This is a genomic window from Aureimonas sp. CAS (assembly GCF_059838215.1).
Genome location: NZ_CM187563.1, coordinates 3230519 through 3250965 on the forward strand (window position 1 = coordinate 3230519; position 20447 = coordinate 3250965).

General features: G+C 69.7%; 17 protein-coding genes and 1 pseudogene. 13 read left to right on the plus strand and 5 right to left on the minus strand.

The genetic code is table 11. The annotated features are described in order from the left end of the window. The first annotated feature begins 204 nt into the window (after positions 1–204). The 7 genes from AC6R2M_RS15570 (at position 205) to AC6R2M_RS15600 (ending at position 7989) form a co-directional block, all read left to right on the plus strand. Entirely contained in the window at positions 205–2328 is a 2124-nt protein-coding gene (locus AC6R2M_RS15570) for an ABC transporter ATP-binding protein (protein ID WP_500483691.1), read from the plus strand. Positions 2329–2426: 98 nt separating this feature from the next. Beyond that, a complete protein-coding gene (locus tag AC6R2M_RS15575; protein WP_500483693.1) occupies positions 2427–4025 on the plus strand; it encodes an ABC transporter substrate-binding protein in 1599 nt (532 codons plus the stop codon). A gap of 113 nt (positions 4026–4138) precedes the next feature. Next, positions 4139–5092 carry an ABC transporter permease gene (locus AC6R2M_RS15580; protein ID WP_500483695.1) on the plus strand — a complete coding sequence of 318 codons (954 nt, stop codon included), beginning with the start codon at positions 4139–4141 and terminating at the stop codon, positions 5090–5092. A 1-nt stretch (position 5093) separates the two neighbouring features. Beyond that, positions 5094–6008 (plus strand): ABC transporter permease, encoded by a 915-nt coding sequence (locus AC6R2M_RS15585; RefSeq protein ID WP_500483697.1) that lies wholly within the window; start codon positions 5094–5096, stop codon positions 6006–6008. Between the two features lie 22 nt (positions 6009–6030). Further along, positions 6031–6771, plus strand: coding sequence for an AzlC family ABC transporter permease (locus AC6R2M_RS15590; RefSeq protein WP_500483699.1), 741 nt, complete (start codon positions 6031–6033; stop codon positions 6769–6771). Then, a complete protein-coding gene (locus AC6R2M_RS15595) occupies positions 6768–7106 on the plus strand; it encodes an AzlD domain-containing protein (protein WP_500483701.1) in 339 nt (112 codons plus the stop codon). The genes AC6R2M_RS15590 and AC6R2M_RS15595 overlap by 4 nt, the downstream gene beginning before the upstream one ends. A gap of 1 nt (position 7107) precedes the next feature. Next, positions 7108–7989, plus strand: coding sequence for a beta-keto acid cleavage family enzyme (locus AC6R2M_RS15600; RefSeq protein WP_500483703.1), 882 nt, complete (start codon positions 7108–7110; stop codon positions 7987–7989). A gap of 21 nt (positions 7990–8010) precedes the next feature. On the opposite strand, the gene AC6R2M_RS15605 is transcribed toward AC6R2M_RS15600, so the two are convergent. Next, a complete protein-coding gene (locus tag AC6R2M_RS15605) occupies positions 8011–9525 on the minus strand; it encodes a malonate--CoA ligase (protein ID WP_500483705.1) in 1515 nt (504 codons plus the stop codon). After that, positions 9522–10877, minus strand: a complete 1356-nt coding sequence (locus tag AC6R2M_RS15610) for a malonyl-CoA decarboxylase (protein ID WP_500483707.1) — start codon at positions 10875–10877, stop codon at positions 9522–9524. Before AC6R2M_RS15610 ends, AC6R2M_RS15605 begins: the two co-directional genes overlap by 4 nt. A gap of 183 nt (positions 10878–11060) precedes the next feature. Between AC6R2M_RS15610 and AC6R2M_RS15615 the strand changes: the two genes are divergently transcribed. Then, the gene (locus AC6R2M_RS15615; RefSeq protein ID WP_500483709.1) at positions 11061–11744 is read left to right on the plus strand and encodes a GntR family transcriptional regulator; all 684 of its coding nucleotides are present in this window, start codon (positions 11061–11063) and stop codon (positions 11742–11744) included. Between the two features lie 4 nt (positions 11745–11748). Here the strand turns inward: AC6R2M_RS15615 and AC6R2M_RS15620 are convergent, their stop codons facing one another. Further along, complete coding sequence (locus AC6R2M_RS15620; RefSeq protein WP_500483711.1) at positions 11749–12393, minus strand: glycosyltransferase family 29 protein; 645 nt, start codon at positions 12391–12393, stop codon at positions 11749–11751. 102 nt (positions 12394–12495) lie between these two features. Between AC6R2M_RS15620 and AC6R2M_RS15625 the strand changes: the two genes are divergently transcribed. Next, positions 12496–13479 (plus strand): glycosyltransferase family protein, encoded by a 984-nt coding sequence (locus tag AC6R2M_RS15625; RefSeq protein ID WP_500483713.1) that lies wholly within the window; start codon positions 12496–12498, stop codon positions 13477–13479. Here AC6R2M_RS15625 and AC6R2M_RS15630 read toward each other — a convergent pair. Together AC6R2M_RS15630 and AC6R2M_RS15635 are read right to left on the minus strand one after the other, a co-directional pair. Next, complete coding sequence (locus AC6R2M_RS15630; RefSeq protein ID WP_500483715.1) at positions 13467–14627, minus strand: glycosyltransferase family 4 protein; 1161 nt, start codon at positions 14625–14627, stop codon at positions 13467–13469. The genes AC6R2M_RS15625 and AC6R2M_RS15630 overlap by 13 nt on opposite strands. Beyond that, entirely contained in the window at positions 14627–15700 is a 1074-nt protein-coding gene (locus AC6R2M_RS15635) for a glycosyltransferase family 4 protein (protein WP_500483717.1), read from the minus strand. Before AC6R2M_RS15635 ends, AC6R2M_RS15630 begins: the two co-directional genes overlap by 1 nt. Before the next feature lie 37 nt (positions 15701–15737). Here AC6R2M_RS15635 and AC6R2M_RS15640 point away from each other — a divergent pair, with 37 nt between their 5' ends. The 4 genes and pseudogenes from AC6R2M_RS15640 to AC6R2M_RS15655 all read left to right on the plus strand — a co-directional run bounded on the left by AC6R2M_RS15640 (position 15738) and on the right by AC6R2M_RS15655 (position 20447). Further along, on the plus strand, positions 15738–17801 hold the full coding sequence (locus AC6R2M_RS15640) for an HAD-IIB family hydrolase (protein WP_500483719.1): 2064 nt from the start codon (positions 15738–15740) through the stop codon (positions 17799–17801). Next, positions 17783–18646 (plus strand): glycosyltransferase family 2 protein, encoded by an 864-nt coding sequence (locus AC6R2M_RS15645; protein WP_500483721.1) that lies wholly within the window; start codon positions 17783–17785, stop codon positions 18644–18646. The genes AC6R2M_RS15640 and AC6R2M_RS15645 overlap by 19 nt, the downstream gene beginning before the upstream one ends. A gap of 24 nt (positions 18647–18670) precedes the next feature. Continuing rightward, positions 18671–19803: pseudogene (locus AC6R2M_RS15650) on the plus strand (glycosyl transferase). After that, positions 19803–20447, plus strand: coding sequence for a hypothetical protein (locus AC6R2M_RS15655; RefSeq protein ID WP_500483723.1), 645 nt, complete (start codon positions 19803–19805; stop codon positions 20445–20447). The pseudogene AC6R2M_RS15650 and the gene AC6R2M_RS15655 overlap by 1 nt, the downstream one beginning before the upstream one ends.

A 20447-nucleotide genomic window follows, 5' to 3' on the forward strand; every position in this document is an offset into this window, starting at 1 on the left:
GCCCGCTGCCCCTCGCAGCGGGCCTTCGTCGTTCACGCCGTCCGCAAAGCGAGCCAAGCTGTATACAAATTCGTTGACGTAGCATGCAGGTCGTGATGACCTGTTCCTGGAAGCGTTCAAAACGCTCCCCGGTCGAGGAGGGCCGGATCAAGAGCGGCGGGGCAACGTCCCCGAAAGCCGCCGATCAGGTTCGGGAGGAAGTGCATGGGGCTCAACGCCGAAACCATGGACGGGCCCGCGCGCGCCGAGGAACGGCAGCCGGACCTTTCGCACGGCGCGGACGTGCGGAGCGGGCGCGCCGGCAAGCCGCTCCTGTCGGTCGAGGACCTCCATCTCCATTTCGTGACCTCGCGCGGCGTGGTGCGGGCCGTCGAAGGCATTTCCTACGACGTTCATCCGGGCGAGATGGTCGCCATCGTCGGCGAGTCGGGCTGCGGCAAGTCGGTCTCGGCGCTCTCCATCATGCGCCTTCTGCCCAAGCGCACGGCCAAGATCGTCGGCGGCCGGATCATGTTCGACGGGCGGAACCTCCTCGATCTGGAGGAAGCCGAGATGCGCGCCGTTCGCGGCAAGGACATCTCGATGATCTTCCAGGAGCCGATGACGAGCCTGAACCCGGTCCTCAAGATCGGCTTCCAGCTCACCGAAGCGCTCTTCATGCACCAGAAGATCACGCCGGAGGCCGCCACGGCCCGCGCGATCGAGCTCCTGAAGATGGTCGGCATCCCCGACCCCGAACGCCGGCTCGACCAGTATCCCCACCAGTTCTCCGGCGGCATGCGCCAGCGCGTGATGATCGCGATCGGCCTGGCCTGCAACCCCAAGCTCATCATCGCCGACGAGCCCACCACCGCGCTGGACGTGACGATCCAGGCGCAGATCCTCAAGCTGATGAAGGATCTGTCGCGCGACCTCGGCATCGCCATGGTCGTCATCACCCACAATCTGGGGATCGTGGCGCGCTACGCGGACCGGGTGAACGTCATGTACGCGGCCAAGATGGCCGAGCAGTCGCCGGCCGTGGAGATCTTCGCCAAGCCGCGGCACCCCTATACGATCGGCCTCCTGCGCTCGGTCCCGCGTCTCGACCGGCCGCGCGAAGGCAAGCTCGCCACCATCGAGGGCCTGCCGCCCAACCTTCTCTCCCCGCCCAAGGCCTGCCGCTTCGCCGCGCGCTGCAAGGCGGCCCTGGACCATTGCCGCGAGGTCGAGCCGCAGCTTCGTCCCTTCGGCGAGCCCGGCCAGCTCGTGCGCTGCCATCGCGCCGAGGAGATCGCCGAGAAGGGCCACGCCGCGGTCGGCCTCGCGAGCGCCCATGGCGACGCGCGCCACAAGCCGGAGCCGGACCGCTCGCGCCCGCTCATGAAGCTCGACCGGCTGGAGACCTTCTTCGAGGTCGGCTCCGGCTTCTCCTTCCGCAAGAAGGAGAAGACCTTCGTCAAGGCGGTGAACGACGTCTCCCTCGACATCTACGAGGGCGAGACGCTCGGCCTCGTCGGCGAATCGGGCTGCGGGAAGACGACGGTCGGGCGCACGATCCTGCAGCTGGAGAAGGCGACGGGCGGCACGATCGAGTTCAAGGGCCGCGACCTCGCCAGGCTCTCGCGCGACGAGATGCAGAAGGTGCGGCGCGACATCCAGGTCATCTTCCAGGACCCGTTCTCATCGCTCAATCCGCGCATGACGATCGGCCAGATCATCGCCGAGCCGATGCTCGTCTACAGGCTGCAGCCGAGCCGCAAGGCCGCGCATGAGCGAGTTGCCGAGCTTCTGGAGACGGTCGGGCTCTACCCCTACATGGCCGAGCGCTATCCGCACGAATTGTCCGGCGGGCAGCGCCAGCGGGTCGGCATCGCCCGCGCCCTCGCGCTGGAGCCGACCTTCATCGTCTGCGACGAGCCGGTCTCCGCGCTCGACGTCTCGATCCAGGCGCAGGTCATCAACCTGCTCGAGGATCTGCAGGAGCGGCTCGGCCTCACCTACCTCTTCATCGCCCACGATCTGGCGGTGGTGCGCCACATCTCGGACCGCGTGGCCGTCATGTATCTCGGCCGCATGATGGAGCTCGCCGACCGCGACGCGCTCTACGAGGATCCGCTCCACCCCTATACCAAAGCGCTGCTCGACGCCGTGCCCGTGCCGGACGCGGCCGCCGAGCGGGTGCGCGAGTACCGCGTCCTGGGCGGCGAGGTGCCGAGCCCCCTGCGCCCGCCGCCCGGCTGCGTCTTCAACACGCGCTGCCCGATGGCGAGCGAGGAGTGCCGGCGCGAGGTGCCGCAGCTGCGGGAGATCAAACCGCGCCACTACGCGGCCTGCATCAAGCTCTGACGGGAGGAACGGCGGAGCGAGGGATACGCATCGGGAGCCGACGGCGCCGGGGAGGATCGGCGGCGGGCGGCATCACCAGAACGGGAGGAGACAAGAGCATGAACGGGACACTGATCGCCTTCTCGGCGAGCCTCTTGGGCGTCACCGCCATGACGGGCGTGGCGATGGCGCAGGACGCGGCGGGCGGCGAGCCGCAACGCGGCGGCACGCTGAACTTCGCCGTCAGCGCCGAGCCGCCGAACTACGACTGCCACGCCAACACGTCCTTCGCCTTCATCCATCCGGTGCGCCCGCACTACAACACGCTGCTGCGCTTCGTGCCGGACGCCTATCCCGAGATCGAGGGTGAGCTCGCCTCGGACTGGGAGGTCTCGGAGGACGGGCTGACCTACACCTTCACCCTCAACGACGGCATCACCTTCCACGACGGCTCGGCCTTCTCGTCCGCCGACGTCGCGGCATCCTACGAGCGCATCCGCAACCCGCCGGACGGCGTCGTGTCGATCCGCCAGGCCGCCTACGAGGACATCGAGGCGATCGAGACGCCCGACGAGAACACGGTGGTGTTCAAGCTCTCCTCGCCCAACGCCTCGATGCTGCAGAACTTCGCCTCGCCCTTCGACTGCATCTACTCGGCGGCGAAGCTGGAGGAGGATCCGCGCTTCCCCCAGCGCAACATCATGGGCACCGGCCCCTTCGTCTTCGGCGAGCACGCCGCCGGCTCGCACTGGACGGGAACGCGAAACGAAGACTACTGGGACGAGGGCAAGCCCTATCTCGACGGCTTCCGCGCGACCTTCATCTCCGGCGCGCCGATGGTGAACGCGCTCGCGGCCGGCGAGGTGATGGCCGAGTTCCGCGGGCAGTCCCCGGCCGACGCGCAGCGCGCCATGCAGCAGCTCGGCGACGCGGGCGTGATGGTCGAGAGCCCCTGGACCTGCGTCCTCATCGTCGCGCTGAACGTCGAGAAGGAAGCCTTCCAGGACCAGCGCGTGCGCCAGGCCCTCTCGCTCGCCATCGACCGCTGGGGCGGCGCCGAGCCGCTCTCGCGCATCACCATGGTGCGCGACGTGGGCGGCATCCTGCGCCCCGGCTACGAGTTCGCCGCGACCGAGGAGGAGCTGATCGACATTCCCGGCTTCGGCCGCGACGTTCAAGCGAACCGCGAGGAGGCCCGGCGTCTGCTGGCGGAGGCCGGACAGGAGAACCTGACCTTCACCTTCACCAACCGCAACGTCGCCATGCCCTACACGCCGGTCGGCGTGTTCCTGATCGACCAGTGGCGGCAGATCGGCGTGAACGTGCAGCACGAGCAGCTGGAGACGCGGCTCTACACCGACAAGCTTCTGTCGGGCACGATGGACGCGGCGCTCGATTTCGCCTGCGACTACATGGACGACCCGTCGATCCAGATGATCAAGTACATCTCCTCCGACAAGTCCTCGATCAACTACTCCCGCTCGTCGGACGAGACGCTGGACCGGCTCTACGAGGAGCAGCTGCGCTCGCTCGATCCGCAGGAGCGTCGCGGCATCGTGCGCGAGTTCGAGCGCCATCTCCTGACGCAGGCCTATCAGTTCCCGACCATCTGGTGGCACCGGATCGTCGTCCACAACGAGCGGATGCGGAATTGGCACATCACGCCGAGCCACTACCTGAACCAGGACCTCTCCGAGGTCTGGCTGGCGCAGGACTGAGGCGCGCGGAAGGCGCGATTCCTCGAGCGAGACGGGAGGGCTGCCGCCGCCCTCCCCACCCCGAAGGTCACCGACGAGGGGCTTAACCGCCCGCCGCCGCCCGGAGCGCAGCCATGCTCGCCTACACGATCCGACGCATCCTCCTCATGATCCCGACGCTGCTCGGCGTCGCGATCCTCGTCTTCTTCATGCTGCGCGTGATGCCCGGCGACATCGTCGAGACCATGCTGCGCGAAGGCGGGGGCAACGTGCCCCAGCACGTCATCGACCAGGAGCGGGCGCGCCTCGGGCTCGACCAGCCGATCTACATCCAGTTCCTGTCCTGGTTCGGCGGCGTCCTGACCGGCGATTTCGGCACCTCCATGTGGACGGGCCGTCCGGTCCTCTACGAGATCGGCTCGCGGCTGGAGCTCTCGCTTCAGGTCGCGCTGATGGCGACCATCCTCGCCGTCGTCATCGCCCTGCCGCTCGGCACGCTCGCCGCCATCTACAAGAACACCATCGTCGACCACGTCATCCGCGTCGTCTCGATCGCGGGGCTGGCCGTGCCGTCCTTCTGGCTCGGCATGATCATCATCCTGCTTCTGCTGACCAATTTCGGCTGGATCCCGCCGCTCAACTTCGTGTCCTTCTTCGAGGACCCGGTCGCCAACCTCTCGCAGCTGATCTGGCCGGCGCTCGCCGTCGGCTACCGCTACTCGGCGGTGGCCACGCGCATGACCCGCTCCTCGATCCTGGAGGTCATGCAGGAGGACTATATCCGCACCGCCCGGGCCAAGGGCGTCTACGAGCGCCTCGTCGTCGCCCGCCACGGCATGCGCAACGCGCTGCTGCCGGTCGTCACCGTCATCGGCCTGGAGTTCGCCTTCCTGATCGGCGGCCTCGTCGTCACCGAGCAGGTCTTCAACCTCAACGGCATCGGCCGGCTCTTCGTGCAGGCGACGGCGCGGGGCGACTACACGATGGTCCAGGGCCTCGTGCTCCTCGTCGCCGTCACCTTCATCCTCGTCAACTTCCTGATCGACATGCTCTACGCCGTGCTCGATCCGCGCATCCGGTACAAGTGACATGGCCGATATCGCAACCTCCACCGCGACGCCCGCCCCCGCCGTCACCTACAAGGTGCCGACGCGCAGGCACCCGCTCCTCGGCTTCGCGCTGACCCAGCCGCTCGGCACGATCGGCCTCGTCGTCATCGTCGTCATGATCCTGTCGGCGATCTTCGCCGACGTGGTCGCGCCCTACGATCCGCTCGAGATCAACTACATGGCGATCCTCGCACCGCCCTCGGCGGAGCACTGGATGGGCACGGACGATTTCGGCCGCGACATCTTCTCCCGCGTCCTCTACGGCGCGCGAACCGCGCTCGCGGTCGGCTTCATCTCCTCGCTCGTCGGCTGCTCCATCGGCGCGCTCATCGGCATGATCTCCGCCTATGCGGGCGGCTGGATCGACACCTTCATCCAGCGGGTGATGGACGTGATCCTGTCCTTCCCGATCATCGTCCTCGCGCTCGCCGTCGTCTCGGTCCTCGGGCGCAACATCGTGATGGGGATCGACGTCAACCTCATCATCGCCATCGGCCTGCCGATCATCCCGAAGGTGGCGCGGGTCGTGCGCTCCTCCACGCTCGCCATCCGCGAGCTGCCCTATATCGACGCGGCGCGCGCCGCCGGCTTCTCCAACCGCCGTATCGTCCTGCGGCACATCATGCCGAACGTCACGGCGCCCTTCCTCATAATGCTGACGGCCTATGTGGCGCAGGCGATCCTGCTGGAGGCCTCGCTCTCCTTCCTCGGCCTCGGCGTCACCGAGCCGACACCCGCCTGGGGCCTGATGCTCTCCGGCTCGGCCGCGCAATACTACCAGCAGGCGCCCTGGATGATCATCTTCCCGGGCCTTGCGATCAGCCTCGCGGTCTTCGCATTCAACCTCTTCGGCGACGCCCTGCGCGACTGGCTGGACCCGAAGGTGCGGATGTAGGGCCGCGCGAAGGAGGCGGGCGGTGGACGGCATTCCACCCCGGGTCGCGAGCGGCTTCTCGAGCGCGCGCGGCGCCCTTCGCGGCGGGCTCGTCGAAGGCCTCGGTGCGCCCGCCTTCGTCCTCGGGGCGAGCTATGTCGGCATTGGAGCGCTGGCGCGCGACGCCGACATCTCGCTTCCCTTCATCGCGGTCTCCACGCTGGCGATCTACGCGCTGCCCGCGCAGGTCGTCCTCGTCGAGCTCTGGCAGGTGGGCACGGCCTTCCCGGCCCTTGTCCTCGCCGTGATGATGACGAGCGCGCGCTTCCTGCCGATGACGGCGACGCTGATGCCGCTTCTCCGCCACGAGCGCTGGTCCGCCCCGCACTACGCCCTCGCCGCCCATTGCGTGGCGATGACGGGCTGGGCGATCACCATGCGCCGCGCACCCGACCTGCCGGCCGTTCAGCGTCTGCCCTACTTCTTCGGCTATACGATCGTGCTTCTGGGAGGCTCGGTCCTCGGCACCAGCGCCGGCTACATCCTCTCGGCCTATCTGACGGATTTCGTTACCCTCGGCCTCGTCTTCCTGAACCCGATCCTCTTCACGCTGATCATGATCCGCGAGACGCGCGCGCGTCTCGGAATCCTGGCCTTGATCTGCGGGATGATCGTCGGCCCGCTCGTCCATCTCGCGATCCCCGAATGGAGCCTTCTCGTCGGGGGCATCCTCGCCGGCTCTCTCGCCTTCGCGCTGGACGAGGCGCTGAAGGCCCGCCGATGACCGACGATCCGCGCCTCTGGGCCCTGCTCGGCGCCAGCGCGCTCGCCACCTATGCCTGGCGCTTCGCCGGCCTCGTCCTGTCGCGGACCGTCGCGCCGGACGGGCGAGCGATCCGCCTCCTCACCGCCGTCGCCTATGCCACGCTCGCCGCGCTCATCTCGCGCATCCTGTTCCTTCCGGCCGGAACGCTGGCGGAAACCAGCGCCGTCGAGCGCCTGGCGGCGACGGCGCTCGCCATCGCGATCTTCTGGGCGACGGGCCGGAACATCCTTCTCGGCGTCGTCGCGGGCGGCGCCGGCCTTCTCCTCTTCGTCGCCCTCCTCGGAGCACCCTGACATGAAGAAGCCGCTGATCATCGAGGCGCGCGTCAACGAATACATGCCGCGCGGCGGCAACCCGAACGTGCCCTACACGCCGCGCGAGATCGCGCAGGCGGCGATCGAGGCCCATCGCGCAGGCGCCTCCATCGTCCACTGGCACGCCCGGACGGACGACGGCTCGCCCTGCCACGACGCGGCCGTCTACGCCGAGACAATCCGCATGATAAGGGGCGAGTGCGACGTCCTCCTCCACCCGACGCTCGGCCAGGTCACGCAGTCGAACGCCTCGGACGAACAGCGCCTCGCCCATATCGAGGCGCTGTGCGAGATGGGTCTTGCGCCCGATTTCGCGCCGGTCGATCTCGGCTCCACCAATATCGACGTCTACGACCGGGAGAACCGGCGCTATCTGACGGGCGACCGCACCTACAAGAACGCCACCGGCACGCTGCAATACCTCTCGACGCGGCTGAGGGAGCTGGGCGTCAAGCCGGTCTTCCTCTCCTGGGCGGTGCCCTTTACCCGAACGCTGGACGCCTTCATCGAGATCGGCATCGCTGATGAACCGGCCTATCTCCTCTTCGCCCTGTCGGACGGCGGCATCCTCGGCGGGCACCCCGGCACGGTGCGCGGCCTGATGGCGCATCTGGAGTTCCTGCCGGGGGACCGGCGCATCGAATGGTCGGTCAACAACAAGATCGGCAATCTGCTGGCGCCGGCGGCCGCGTCTATCGAGATGGGCGGCCATGTCGCGATCGGACTGGGCGACTACACCTATCCCGAGCTCGGCACGCCCACCAACGGCGAGATGGTGGCGCGGGTCGCCGACATGGCGCGGGCGCAGGGGCGCGCGGTCGCGAGCGTCGCCGAGACGCGCGCCCTTCTCGGGATGGGCTGACGCCGCCGCCCGTCTCGGGGCTCAAGCCCCGGCGAAGCTGTCCCTGTAGGCGTCGCGCAGGACGTTCTTCTGGATCTTGCCCATCGTGTTGCGCGGCAGCGCATCGACGACGACGACCTTTTTGGGCACCTTGAACTTGGCGAGATCGCCTTCCAGCGTCCTGCGGATCGCCTGCTCGTCGAGCCTGGCGCCGGGCTTGGCCGCCACGACGGCCGTCACGCCCTCTCCGAAGTCGGGATGGGGCAGGCCGATCACCGCGCTTTCGGCCACGCCCTCGATCGCGTCGATCGCGGCCTCCACCTCGGCCGGGTAGACGTTGAAGCCGCCGGTGATGATGAGGTCCTTGCCGCGCCCGACGATCCGCACGTAGCCGTCCGGCTCGATCAGGCCGAGATCGCCGGTGACGAAGAAGCCGTTCTGGCGGAACTCCGCCCTGGTCTTCTCCTCGTTGCGCCAGTAGCCGCGGCAGACATGGGGCCCGCGCGTCTCGATCATCCCGATCTCGCCCTGCGGCAGGGCGTTGCCGGCGTCGTCGGCGATCTGAACCTCGACGCCCGGCAGCGGCAGGCCCACCGTGCCCGGCCGGCGCTCGCCCTCATAGGGGTTGGAGGTGATCATGTTCGTCTCGGTCATGCCGTAGCGTTCCAGGATCGCCTTGCCGGTGCGCGCCGAGAACGCCTTGTGCGTCTCGGCCGAGAGCGGCGCCGAGCCCGAGACGAAGAGGCGGATGTGGGAGACGAGGTCCGCCGTGAAGTCCTCGCGCGCGAGCAGCCGCGAATAGAAGGTCGGCACGCCCATCATGGTCGTCGCCTGCGGCAGGAGGGAAATGACCTCCCCGGCGTCGAACTTCGGCAGGAAGATCATCGAGCCGCCGGCGCGCAGCAGCGTGTTCGTCGCGGTGAAGAGCCCGTGCGTGTGGAAGATCGGCAGCGCGTGAAGAAGGACGTCGTCCTTCGTGAAGCGCCAGGCCTCGACCAGCGCAGCCGAGTTCGAGGCGAGGTTGCCGTGGGTGATCATCGCGCCCTTGGAGCGCCCGGTCGTGCCCGAAGTGTAGAGGATCGCGGCGAGATCGCTCTCCTCGCGCGCCACGTCCCGGAAGTCCGGGGAGGCGGCGCGCACCTTGTCGGTGAGGCTCCCCGTCCCGTCCGCGCCCAGCGTCTCCAGCGCGGCGACGCCATGCGCCTTTGCGATTGGCGCCAGCGTCTGCGCCAGCGAAGGGTCGCAGACGAAGACCGCCGGCTCGGCGTCGGCGATGAAATAGTCCAGCTCCTTCGCCGTATAGGCCGTGTTGAGCGGAAGGAGGGCGGCGCCGGCCCGCACGATGCCGAGCTGGAGGAACAGCGCCTCGACGCTCTTCTCCGCCTGCACCGCCACGCGGTCGCCCGGCTTCACCCCGAGCGCCACCAGCGCGTTCGCCACCCGTCCGGTCTCGGCGACGAGATCGCCATAGCTGAAAGCGCGCCCGTCGCCCGTCCGCAGGGCCGGGCGCTCGGGAACGAAGGAGCGGGAGAGGACGGAGAAGAGGTTGGAGGTCATGAGGTCAGGGCCAGCTGCTTTGGTTCCGAAACGGATTTGACGAGTTTTTGGACGGCGGGAGAGGCCGAGACGACGCCGCGCGTGACATAGGCCTCGTGGCTCGGCTCGATCTCCTGCGGATCGTAGAGATAGTTGACCATCAGGCCGCAGGCGCGCGACAGGCCGTTCGGCGAGAGGTCCGCCGCCCAGTTGACGCGCTCCAGCCGCGCACCGTTGCCGAGATGGAAGCGCGCCACGGGATCGAGCGGCTGGTTGCGCGAGGCCTTCTCGCGGATGAGATAATGGGCGGCGAGCGCGGTGAGCTTGGTCTTGAGCGCCTCGTCCTTCAGAAGCTCGGGCGATCCGCCCTCGGCCAGCGCCAGCGCCTTCTCCAGCTCCGTCTCGCTCAAGGTCCCCGTGCGGCCCTCGCGGCCCGTGCGCTCCAGCCAGGCGCGGAAGCCCGGCACCGGCGAAAGCGTGACGAAGGTCTTGAGCTTGGGCAGCTCGCGGCAGAGCTCGGCCACCACCTGCTTGATCAGGAAGGAACCGAAGGAGACGCCGCGAAGTCCGGCATGGCAGTTCGAGATCGAGTAGAAGACCGCCGTCGTCGCCTGGGCCGGCGGCAGCGGCTCGCGGCTCGCCGACAGGATCGGCTCGATCGCGCCCGGAATGCCCGGGGTCAGCGCCACCTCCACGAAGATCAGCGGATCGTCGGTGAGCGTCGGGTGGAAGAAGGCGTAGAGGCGCCGGTCCGGCGGATCGATGCGGCGCCGCAGGTCGTCCCAGTCCTTGATGGCGTGCACGGCCTCGTAGCGGATGATGCGCTCCAGCACGGCGGCCGGCGTCTGCCAGTCGATGCGACGGATCACCAGAAAGCCGCGGTTGAACCAGGACGAGAAGAGGTGGCCGAAATCGGTATCGACGACCCGCAGCGAGGGTTCGGCGTTGAGGCGGCCGATCAGGTCCTCCCGCATCGAGACCAGCGCCGCCGTGCCGCCCGGCGCGAGATTGAGCCGGCGGATCAGCTCCTGCCGGCGCGGCTCGGCGACCTCGTGGAGGATCGCCGCATCCTCCTCCGACCGGGTCTTGGCGTAGCGCTCCGCCGCTTCGAAGAGCGCCTTGGGGTCGGCGCCGAAATCGTCGCGCAGATGCCGGAAGAAGGCGATGCGGTCGTCGGGCGAGAAGCGCGAATAGTCGCGCAGGATGTCCTGCGCGAGCGCGACGCCGGAGGCCTCGCCCCGCTGCGAGAGCAGCGACCGGCAGGCCTCGATCGTGGATTCCAGGCCCGCCGTGCCCTTCGCCGGCCGGATATCGAGGAAGGTCCGGCCCCGATCGGCGATGGTCTGGATGATCTCGTTCAGAAAGGTGCTCATGCCCCGACCCTCTCTTCACCCGACGACGGCCCGGCGAAGCGCATGGCGCGACCGACCGCTTCCGAAGCTCTGCCGCAGACTGTATGCTTCGTCAACTCTCCTGTATACAATCTGGAGCGTGTCCATGTTAGGATCAAGTTCCACGTCCGCGCTCGCGCAGTGCGTTTCGCTATGGTGACCGAGATGACCGAGCCGCGCTCCGTTCCCCGCCGCCGCGCCGATCTGCGCGAGGCCATCGAGAACGACATCGTCATGGGTCGGCTCCTGCCCGGCGACCGGCTCGACGAGGTGACGCTCGCCAACCGCTTCGAGGTGTCGCGCACGCCGGTGCGCGAGGCGCTGGCGGAGCTCGCCGCCAGCGGCCTGATCGAGATCCGGCCCCATCGCGGCGCCTTTGTGCGGCGTCTCGACGTGATGGAGCTCGTGGAGATGTTCGAGGTGATGGCGGAGCTGGAGGCGACCTGCGGGCGCCTCGCCGCCCAGCGCCTGACGGCCGAGGACCGGGCCGCCCTGGAGGCGACGCACGAGGCCTGCCGGCGCGCGCAGGAGGCGGACGACGGCGAGGCCTATTATCCGGCCAACACGGCCTTTCACGATGCCATATACCAGGCGACGCACAACGGGCATCTATTCGAGCACGTGCGGCGCATGCGCGACCGGCTTCAGCCCTATCGGCGCCTGCAGTTGCGCGCGAACCAGCGCCTGCGGAACTCCTTCGCCGAGCACGAGGCGATCCTCGCCGCGATCCTTTCGGGGGATTCGGCGGAGGCGGACGCGCGCCTGCGCGCCCATGTCCAGGTTCAGGGAACACGCTTCGGCGACTTCGTCGCGAGCGTCCGCACGCTCGGGCAGGCGCCGGCGGCCTGATCGGTCAGGGCACAGGATGGAGGACGAGGTCGCCGCGCGCGTCGGCGGCCTCGAACCACCGACGCTCGGCCTCCCAGGGATGGCCGTCCCAGCCCGCGAAGCCGAAGCCGAAGATCTCGATCGGCCGATCGGGGCGCCGCCCGTCCAGAAGATCGAAGACGACGAGGAAGCCGGTGCTCGGATCGATCCGCCCCGGCGCCCCGAGCCCCCGGAGCACGCGGCGCGCCCGCTCATGCAGGTCGCCGCGCAGCGTGCGCGTTCGAACGCCGAAGGGCACCAGCCTCTCCTGCATCTCCCGCGTCCAGCAGATGTCCGGCGGGCCGTCGACCAGGCGCGGAAAGGGCAGGATGACCTCGCTCGCCTCCCGCAGGGCCGGCAGGCGCGCGAACCCCTCGTCCACCCATTCGCGCGGCTGCCCGCCCCGGTTGACCAGCGCCAGATGGGTGACGCGCCGTCCCGCCGCTCCGCCGAAGCCGGGCGCGTTGTTGAAGCGGATCACCGTGCCGCAGGAATCGATCTTCGCCGCATGGTCCCCTAGATCGGGCGCATTGCCGACAACCGCGATCGCGGCGCGAGCCGCGGGGGCCAGTCCGGACGTCGAGACAGCGGCAGTCGGCTCGGAAGCGGAGATATCGGTTCGGGTGATCATGATCGAGTTTCCGTCCGTTCGACCGGACTCCGCGAACGCGCCCGGCGGGCTGGCGTTGCCGCCGAACCCCTCCTTTCCGCCGCGACAAATCGGTGCCCGGCTATGAGCTTCGACGCCGGCGCCCGCTGCCCGGCCTGTTCGGCGCGCGCCCTCCAGCCGACCGACCGAGCCTTGCGGTACCCGGACGGCTCGCGCCGGAGCTTCGCCTTCGCCTGCGCCTCCTGCGGGCTGCTCCTCGGCTCCGACATCCAAGCCGCCGGCCATGCGCTCGGCGCGCTCGGAGCGGGCTCGTTCGCCTCGCCACCGGACGCGCCCTTCGGCCTCGATCTCTACACGCTGCGCAGCGCGGCCCTCGCGCGGGACCTTCGCGCCCTCCCGGCCGACGGAGCGCAGGCTCGCGCGCTCGTCGAGCCTCATTCGGAGCTCGCAGCAAAGGCCCGGCTCCTGCCGCTCGCCACGCAGGTCCCGCGCCCGGTGTCTCTCGGCATTCTCTGCAAGGCGAGCGAGATCGAGGCCGTGCTCGCTGGCCTTCACCTCCAGACCGCCGCCACATCCAGCATCATCATCCTCGCGGATGGCGAAGCGGCCGAGCCTCGATCGGTAACGGTGGACGGTTTCGCAGAGAACACGGTCCGGCTCGCCTTTCGGCCGCTGGCGGGCGACTTCGCCGCGCAGCGCAACGCGCTGCAGGATCTGTCGCGCGAGACATGGATGCTTCAGCTCGATTCCGACGAGACGCTGGCGCCCGGCTGCGCGGCGAGGTTGCCCCGCCTGGCGGGGCTCGCCGAGGCGGACGGGCTCCTGTCGGTCGGCCTGACGCGCCGCAATCTGGTCGACGGGATCGCCTCCGACGTCTTCCCGGACGTCCAGTACCGGCTCAACCGACGCGACATCCGCTATGCCGGCCTCGTTCACGAGCGGCCCGAGCGGCCCTGGACGAAGAGCCTGCTCGTTCCGGGCGCCGGGATCGAGCATCATCTGACGCGCGAGCGCGTGCTCACCCGCTCGCGGACCTATGAGGCGATGGCGCCCGGCCACGGACGCCCGGAGGAGGAAGACGACCTCCTGAAACCCTATCGCGACTGACGCGAAGCGATGGCGCGGGCATAGAGGTCGAGCGTCCTTCGGCCGAGCGTCGCGCGGCTGGAGCGGCCGGCGGCCTCGAGCGCCCGTGCCCGCAGTTCTATGCGACGCTCCGGCGAGGCGACGAGCGGACGCAGGGCCTCGGCGAGCGCCGGTCCTGTCGTGTCCGACGCCAGTTCGCCGACGCCACCGATCGCCTCCCGCGCGCTGGCGTCCTCGGCGCTCGCGACGACCGCGCGGCCATAGGCGACCGCCTCCTCGTAGACGAGGCCGAAGCTCTCGTATCGCGAGGGCGAGACGACGATGTGGGCGCGCTCGTATTCCTCGTGCAGCGCCTCGCCCGGCTGCCGGCCGAGCGGGACCAGCCGGGACCGAACGGCCTCGGCAAGATCCGACGGCAGGTCGCCCTGCGACACGCCGAGCAGGCGCAGTTCGAAGGCGGGCAGGTCGTCGCCCGCGCAAAGAAGACCCACGGCCTCCAGCAGCGCGTCGAAGCCTTTGCGGTGCTCGGCGCGCCCGACGAAGAGTAGCCGCACCGGCCCCTCAACGGGATAGGCCGCGCGCGTCGCCCGATCGAGGAAGTCGGGCGCCAGCGACAGGCCGATGACGTCGTGCGGCCGGCGGTCGAGCCCGTAGAGCGCCTCCATGCGGCGGCCATGGTCGATCCTGTTGTAGATCGCCGCATCGCTGCCGCGCGCCTGCCGCCGCTCCAGGGCGTCGGCCCCGGCCGCGTCGATCCTGTCCCGAAGGCTCGTCGCCGGATCGCGCGAGAAGGCGGCGGGCGTCGAGTGCCGCGTCACGAGCGCCGGCCCCTGTCCGACGAGGAGGCTGGCGGGGCCGTACCAGTTAGTCGCCTCGACGACGTCGAACGGCCGGCGGGCATGTTCGGACAGGACCGCGCGGCGGAACGCGATCGGCGCCGCCAGATGCCCCGCCCCGCCCCAGAGGCGGAGCCGCGAAAGGGCCGAGCCCGTCGCGATGGCGCAGCCGACGATCCGCACGCCGCCGGCTTCGGCCGTCCCCTCCCGGTCGAGCGTGAAGACCGTCGCCTCCGCGCCCGCCTGGGCGAGGCTTTCGGCGATCTCGCGCGCGGCGACGGACAGCCCGCTCGGCGCCGGCGGATAGTCCCAGGCGATCAGCGCGGTGCGCATCAGGAGGCCCGGCCGAGGAGGTCGTGATAGATCTCGATGTAGCGCTCGGCCATCCTCTGCGCGGTGAAGCGCGCCTCGAAGCGCGCCCGGATCGCCCGGCGGTCGAGCGTGTGGAGCCGTCCCACCGCCGCGACCGCCTCCTCCTCGGTCTCGACCACGAAGCCGGTGACGCCCTCCTCCACGATCTCGGGCACCGAGCCGTTGTTCCAGGCGATCACCGGGGTGCCGCAGGCCATCGCCTCGATCATCACGAGGCCGAAGGGCTCGGGCCAGTCGATCGGGAAGAGAAGCGCCTCGGCGCCTCCGAGGAGATCCTGCTTGCCGGCATCGTCGAGCGTGCCGACATGGATCGCGTCCTCGCCGAGCAGCGGGCGGACCTCGCGGTCGAAGTAGAGCGGATTGCCGACGTCGATGCCGCCGGCGAGCCGGATCGGGCGGCCGGCGGCGCGCGCGACGCGGATGGCGCGGTCGGGCCGTTTCTGGTCCGTCATCCGGCCGACGAAGGCGAGATGGCCGGCCGGCCGCTCGCCGAGGCGGTAGCGGTCGGCGTCGATGCCGTGATGGACGATGCCCGCGCGGTTCGAGGCCGGAATGCCCCTCTCCTGCGCCGCGGAGATCGCCGCGACGGGCAGATCGGGGAAGGCCTCGAAGAACAACTTTCGGTCGAGCTCATCGACCCGCCAATGGATCGTCGTCAGCGATCGGCGGCGCGATTCACCCAGCAAGGCGGCGTGCGCGAACTCTCCGTGGCAGTGCACGAGGTCGAAATCACGCAGCCGGCTACGCAGTTCGTCGAGCCGCACCGCGTCGAGAACCCCAGGGATTCCAGGGGGTACGCTTCCGTGTTCCCGTTCGAGAGCGGAAAGACTCGGCAACCGGCCGACCCGCGTCAGTATTGTCGCACTATCCGATGGAGCGAACAGCGTTAGCTCGACTCCGGCGTGCGCCAATGCTCCGCACAGGTCGTGGACGACGCGTTCGGTCCCGCCCTCCTTCAGGGGAGGCACGGGTAGGATGCTCGGAGCGACCTGGGCGACCCGCAGCGGCGCGCGATTGAGGTGCGTGGTTGGCATCCGCACTTGTCCGTCTGTCTTGCGTCAAGGCCGCGTCATGTACGTTCTGCACATCGCTCTCCAAGGCTGCCTGAAGGGCGCCGAGGTCGAATACGGGATGACCGCCGATACGGGGGGACATATCCGATACCTTCTCGACCTCGCGCAAGCGGTCTCTTCCTGCGACCCTCGGACGCGCATGGTCATCGCCACGCGGCGCTTCGAAGGGTTCGGCCCGGACTACGAGACGGCGCGGGAGAGCGTCCGGCCGGGCCTCGACATCGTCCGCCTGCCCACCGCCGATCCGGCCTATCTGCCGAAGGAAGCCCTTCACAGCGAAGTGAAAAGCTTCGCCGAAGCGCTGATCGCCTTCATCGAGGCGGAAGGCCGGCCGGACCTGATCCACGCCCATTATGCGGACGCGGCGAGCGTCGCCTCGATCGTCAAGGCGCGCCTCGGCATCCCCTTCTTCTTCACCGCGCACTCGCTCGGGCGCGTCAAGCGCGAGGCGCTCGGGGCCGACCACCGGATCGAGGGCATCGACGAGCGCATCCGCGCCGAAGAGACCGCGCTGTCCGACGCATCGCTCCTGATCGCCTCCTCGCGCGACGAGGCGGAGGTGCAGTACGCCTCCTACGAGGGCTACGACGCCGGGCGCATCCGCATCCTGCCGCCGGGCAGCGACCTCTCGGCCTTCCGCTCGGCGAAAACGAGCTTCGACGTCGATGCCGAGCTGGCGCGCTTCCTGGCCGATCCCGGAAAGCCCGTCATCCTCGCCATCGCGCGCCCCGTGCGGCGCAAGAACCTCGCCGCCCTCGTCCGGCTCTTCGGCGAGAGCCCGGCCTTGCGCAAGCGCGCCAATCTCGTCGTCGTCGCCGGCACGCGCGAGGACATCGACACGCTCGACGGCGACATGGCCGAGACGATGCGCGAGATCCTCATGCACATCGACCGCTACGACCTCTACGGTCAGGTCGCCTACCCCAAGCATCACCGGCCGCAGGACGTGCCGGCCTACTACGCCTATGCCCGCGAGCGCGGCGGCCTCTTCGTCAATCCTGCGCTGAACGAGCCCTTCGGCCTGACGCTTCTGGAAGCCTCGGCGGCGGGCCTGCCGATCGTGGCGACCGACAGCGGCGGCCCGAACGACATCGTCGAGACCTGCGGCAACGGGCTTCTGGTGGACCCGCGCGATCCCGGCGCCATCGGCGAGGCGATCCTGCGCATCCTGTCCGACCGGCATCTGCGCGAGCGCTTCGCCAAGGCCGGCGCGCGGGTGGCGGAGGCCTACGACTGGTCGCGCCATGCCAAACGCTACGGTGAACTGGTCGAGGGCACCGTGCGGCCGGAGCGCCCGGCGGCCGAACCGCGCCAGCTCCTCATCAGCGACATCGACAACACGCTCGTCGGCTGCTGCGAGGGCGTGCGGGCCTTCGGCCACTGGCGCCGGCACCAGAGCGATCTGGCCTTCGGCATCGCCACCGGCCGCTCCTTCCACAGCGCCATGGCGATCCTGGAGCAGGAGGAGGCCCCCCGCCCGCAGGTGATGATCACCTCGGTCGGCTCGGAAATCTACCATCTGGACGAAGGCGGCGTGACCTACCGCGCCGACGAGGTCTGGCGCCGGGCCATCGCGCGCGGCTGGGACCGGGCGGGCGTGCGCACCGTCCTCGACGGCTTCGCGACGCTGACGTCGCAGGCCCCGCTGGAGCAGCGCGCCTTCAAGCTCTCCTACTTCTCGGACGGCGACCCGGACACGGTGCGGATCGTGCAGGAAAGGCTCGAGAAGGCCGGGCTGCGCGCCTCGCTGATCCACAGCCACGGCCGCTATCTCGACGTCCTGCCGTTCCGCGCCTCCAAGGGCACGGCCGTCGATCACGTCCGGCAGCTCTTCAGGCTGCCGCAGAACGCCGTCTATGTGGCGGGCGACAGCGGCAACGACGTCGAGATGCTGCGGACGGTCCCGCAGTCGATCATCGTCGCCAACCATTCCGACGGGCTGGCGAGCCTGCCCGCCCTCGCCCATTCCTACGTCGCGCGCCGCACCCACGCCAATGGCGTGATCGAGGGCGTGCTGCACTTCCAGACGATGTCGCGGAACCCATGCAAGCCGGTGTCCTGACCCTCGTCCGGGGGCGGGAGGAGCACCTGCGCAACCTCATGCTCGGCCTGTCGCGGCAGACCGAGCGCCCGGCCGAGCTCGTCATCGCCTGGATGCAGAATGCGCCGGCAGCCCACCTTCCCGACCCCGGCTGCCCCGTCCGCCACGTCATGGTTCCGGGCGAGCCGATGCCGCTGGCCGCGGCACGCAACCGGGCGGCGGAGGCCTGCGGCAGCGATCTCCTGATCTTCCTCGACGTCGACTGCATCCCCTCGCCCACTCTCGTGAAATCCTACATGCAGGCCGCGTGCGAGAGACGCGGGCTGTTTCTCGGCGAGGTCCTCTATCTGCCCGGCGGCGCGGTCGACGAGCCGCTCGACTTCGGCCGGCTCGACGCGCTGGGATGCGTCCATCCCTCCAAGCCGCCGATCCCGGAGGACGGCGTGCGCGAGGAGCCGGACTCCGGCGAGCTCTGGGGGCTTTCCTTCGCGCTCGCCGCCGAGGACTGGCGCGCGCTCGGCGGCATGGACGAGGCCTTCTTCGGCTATGGCGGCGAGGAGACGGACTTCGCCGCGCGCGTCTCGGCCGCGGGCCTTCCGGTCTACTGGACCGCGAGGGCGCGCGCCTACCATCAGCACCACCGCGTCCACGTCCCTCCGCTCCACCAGTTCGGGCACATCCTGCGCAACGCGAGCCTCTTCCACGAGCGGCACGGGCGCTGGTGCATGGATTACTGGCTCGGCCAGTTCCGCGAGGCGGGTCTGATCGAGTGGAGCGAGGGCGCGGATGCCATCCATGTCGTCCGCCCGCCGACCGAGGTCGAGATCGCCGCCTCGCGGCGCTCCGACGACATTCTCTTCTCCTGACGCCGCCGGCCGAGGACGCCTTCGATGCAAAAGCCCATCGCCTTCTTCGTCCACCATCAGGGGCGCGGCCATGCCAACCGGACGATGGCGCTGGTGGAGGAGATGTCCGCCACGCGGCCGGTCTCCGTCCTGACGGCCGGCCCGCACCTCTTCGACGGCTTCTCGCGCGACATCGAGATCGTGGAGCTGCCGAACATGATCGGCGCGGCCGTGCCGACGCCCCGTCTCTTCGCCGAGCAGACGCCGCAGGTGATGCACTGCGTGCCGCTCGGCGTCCCGGAGATGCGCCGCACCATGCGGACCATCCTCGACCATCTCGACGAGCGCGACATCGGTCTCTTCGTCGTCGACGTCTCGGCCGAGATCGCGCTCCTGTCGCGCGCCGCCAGCGTTCCGGCCGTGCAGATCCGCATGCACGGGGACCGCTCCGATATCGGCCATATCGGCTCCTACGAAGCCTGCGTCGGCATGTTCGCACCCTTCGACGAGCGGCTGGAGCAGGCGGACTACCCGGCCTATCTGCGCGCCCGCACCTTCTATTCGGGGGGCTCTGCACGACGCGCGACCCGATCCCGACCAAAGCGGAAGCTCGCGCGAAGCTCGGAATCGACCCGGAGCGCGAGCTCATCGTCGTCCTCACCGGCGGCGGCGGGGCCGGCACGCCCTACGCTCCGCTGACCGTCGGCGCGAGGGCCGCGCCCGACGCGCTCTGGCTCGTCCTCGGGCCCACTTTGCGCGAGGGCCACGAGACCGATTTCGCGAACTTGCGCGAACTCGGCTGGGTGCCGAACGTCACCGACCATCTGGCGGCGGCCGACATCGTCCTCGCCTCGGCGGGCGACAACACGGTCCACGAGGCCGCGCGCGTCGGCGCCCGGCTCGCCGTCATGCCGGAATGGCGCTACTTCGCCGAGCAGCACCGCAAGGCGGATGCGCTGGTCGCGATAAGCGCGGCGGCGGGCGCTCCGGCCTGGCCGGGCGACTTCTCCGCCTGGACGGACCTTCTTGATCGTGCCCGCGCGCTCGATCCCGACATCATCCGCTCGCTGCACGCGCCCGAGGCCGCGCGGCGGGGCGCCCAGTGGCTGGAAGGGCTGACCGACGAGCTCTGGGCGGGCGCCGCCCCCGTCGAGGCGCCGCTCCTGCGCGCCGTCTGATGGCTACCCTCGTCACGGTTCTGAAGGGCGGCGGGCGCTACGACGCGTCCTGGGTCGAACGCCTCTCCCGCGGCGTCCGGCGACATGCACCCTCCTTCGACCGCATGATCTGCCTCACCGATCTCGATCTTCGCGTCGACGGCGTGACGGCCGTGCCGCTTCGCCACGACTGGCCGGCGTGGTGGGCGAAGATGGAGGCCTTCCGGCCCGGCCTCGTGACCGGCACGGCGGTGCTCTGCGACCTCGACACGGTGCTGACGGGAGACGCTGACGCGCTCGCCAGCCCCGGCTCCGCCGTGATGGAGGACCACTTCCTGAAGGGCCGGGCCTCGACCGCGCTGCTCCGCTGGCAGGGCGACGACCTCGCCCATGTCCACGACGCCTTCGCGGCCGAGCCGGAGCGTTGGATGCGGCCGGGCTCCTGCGGGACGGTGCCGAACGCGGTCCATGGCGATCAGGTCGTGGTCGATCATCTGATGCGCCGTGCGGGCGGTCTGCCGCCCTTCCTGCAGGACGTCCATCCCGGGCTGATCGACTTCTACGATCCGGAGAAGGCCGATCCCGGCCCGGTCGTGGTCTTCATCGGCGAGGCCAAGCCCGACAATGCGCGCGGCCCGGTCGCCGGCCACTGGCGCGGCGACTGA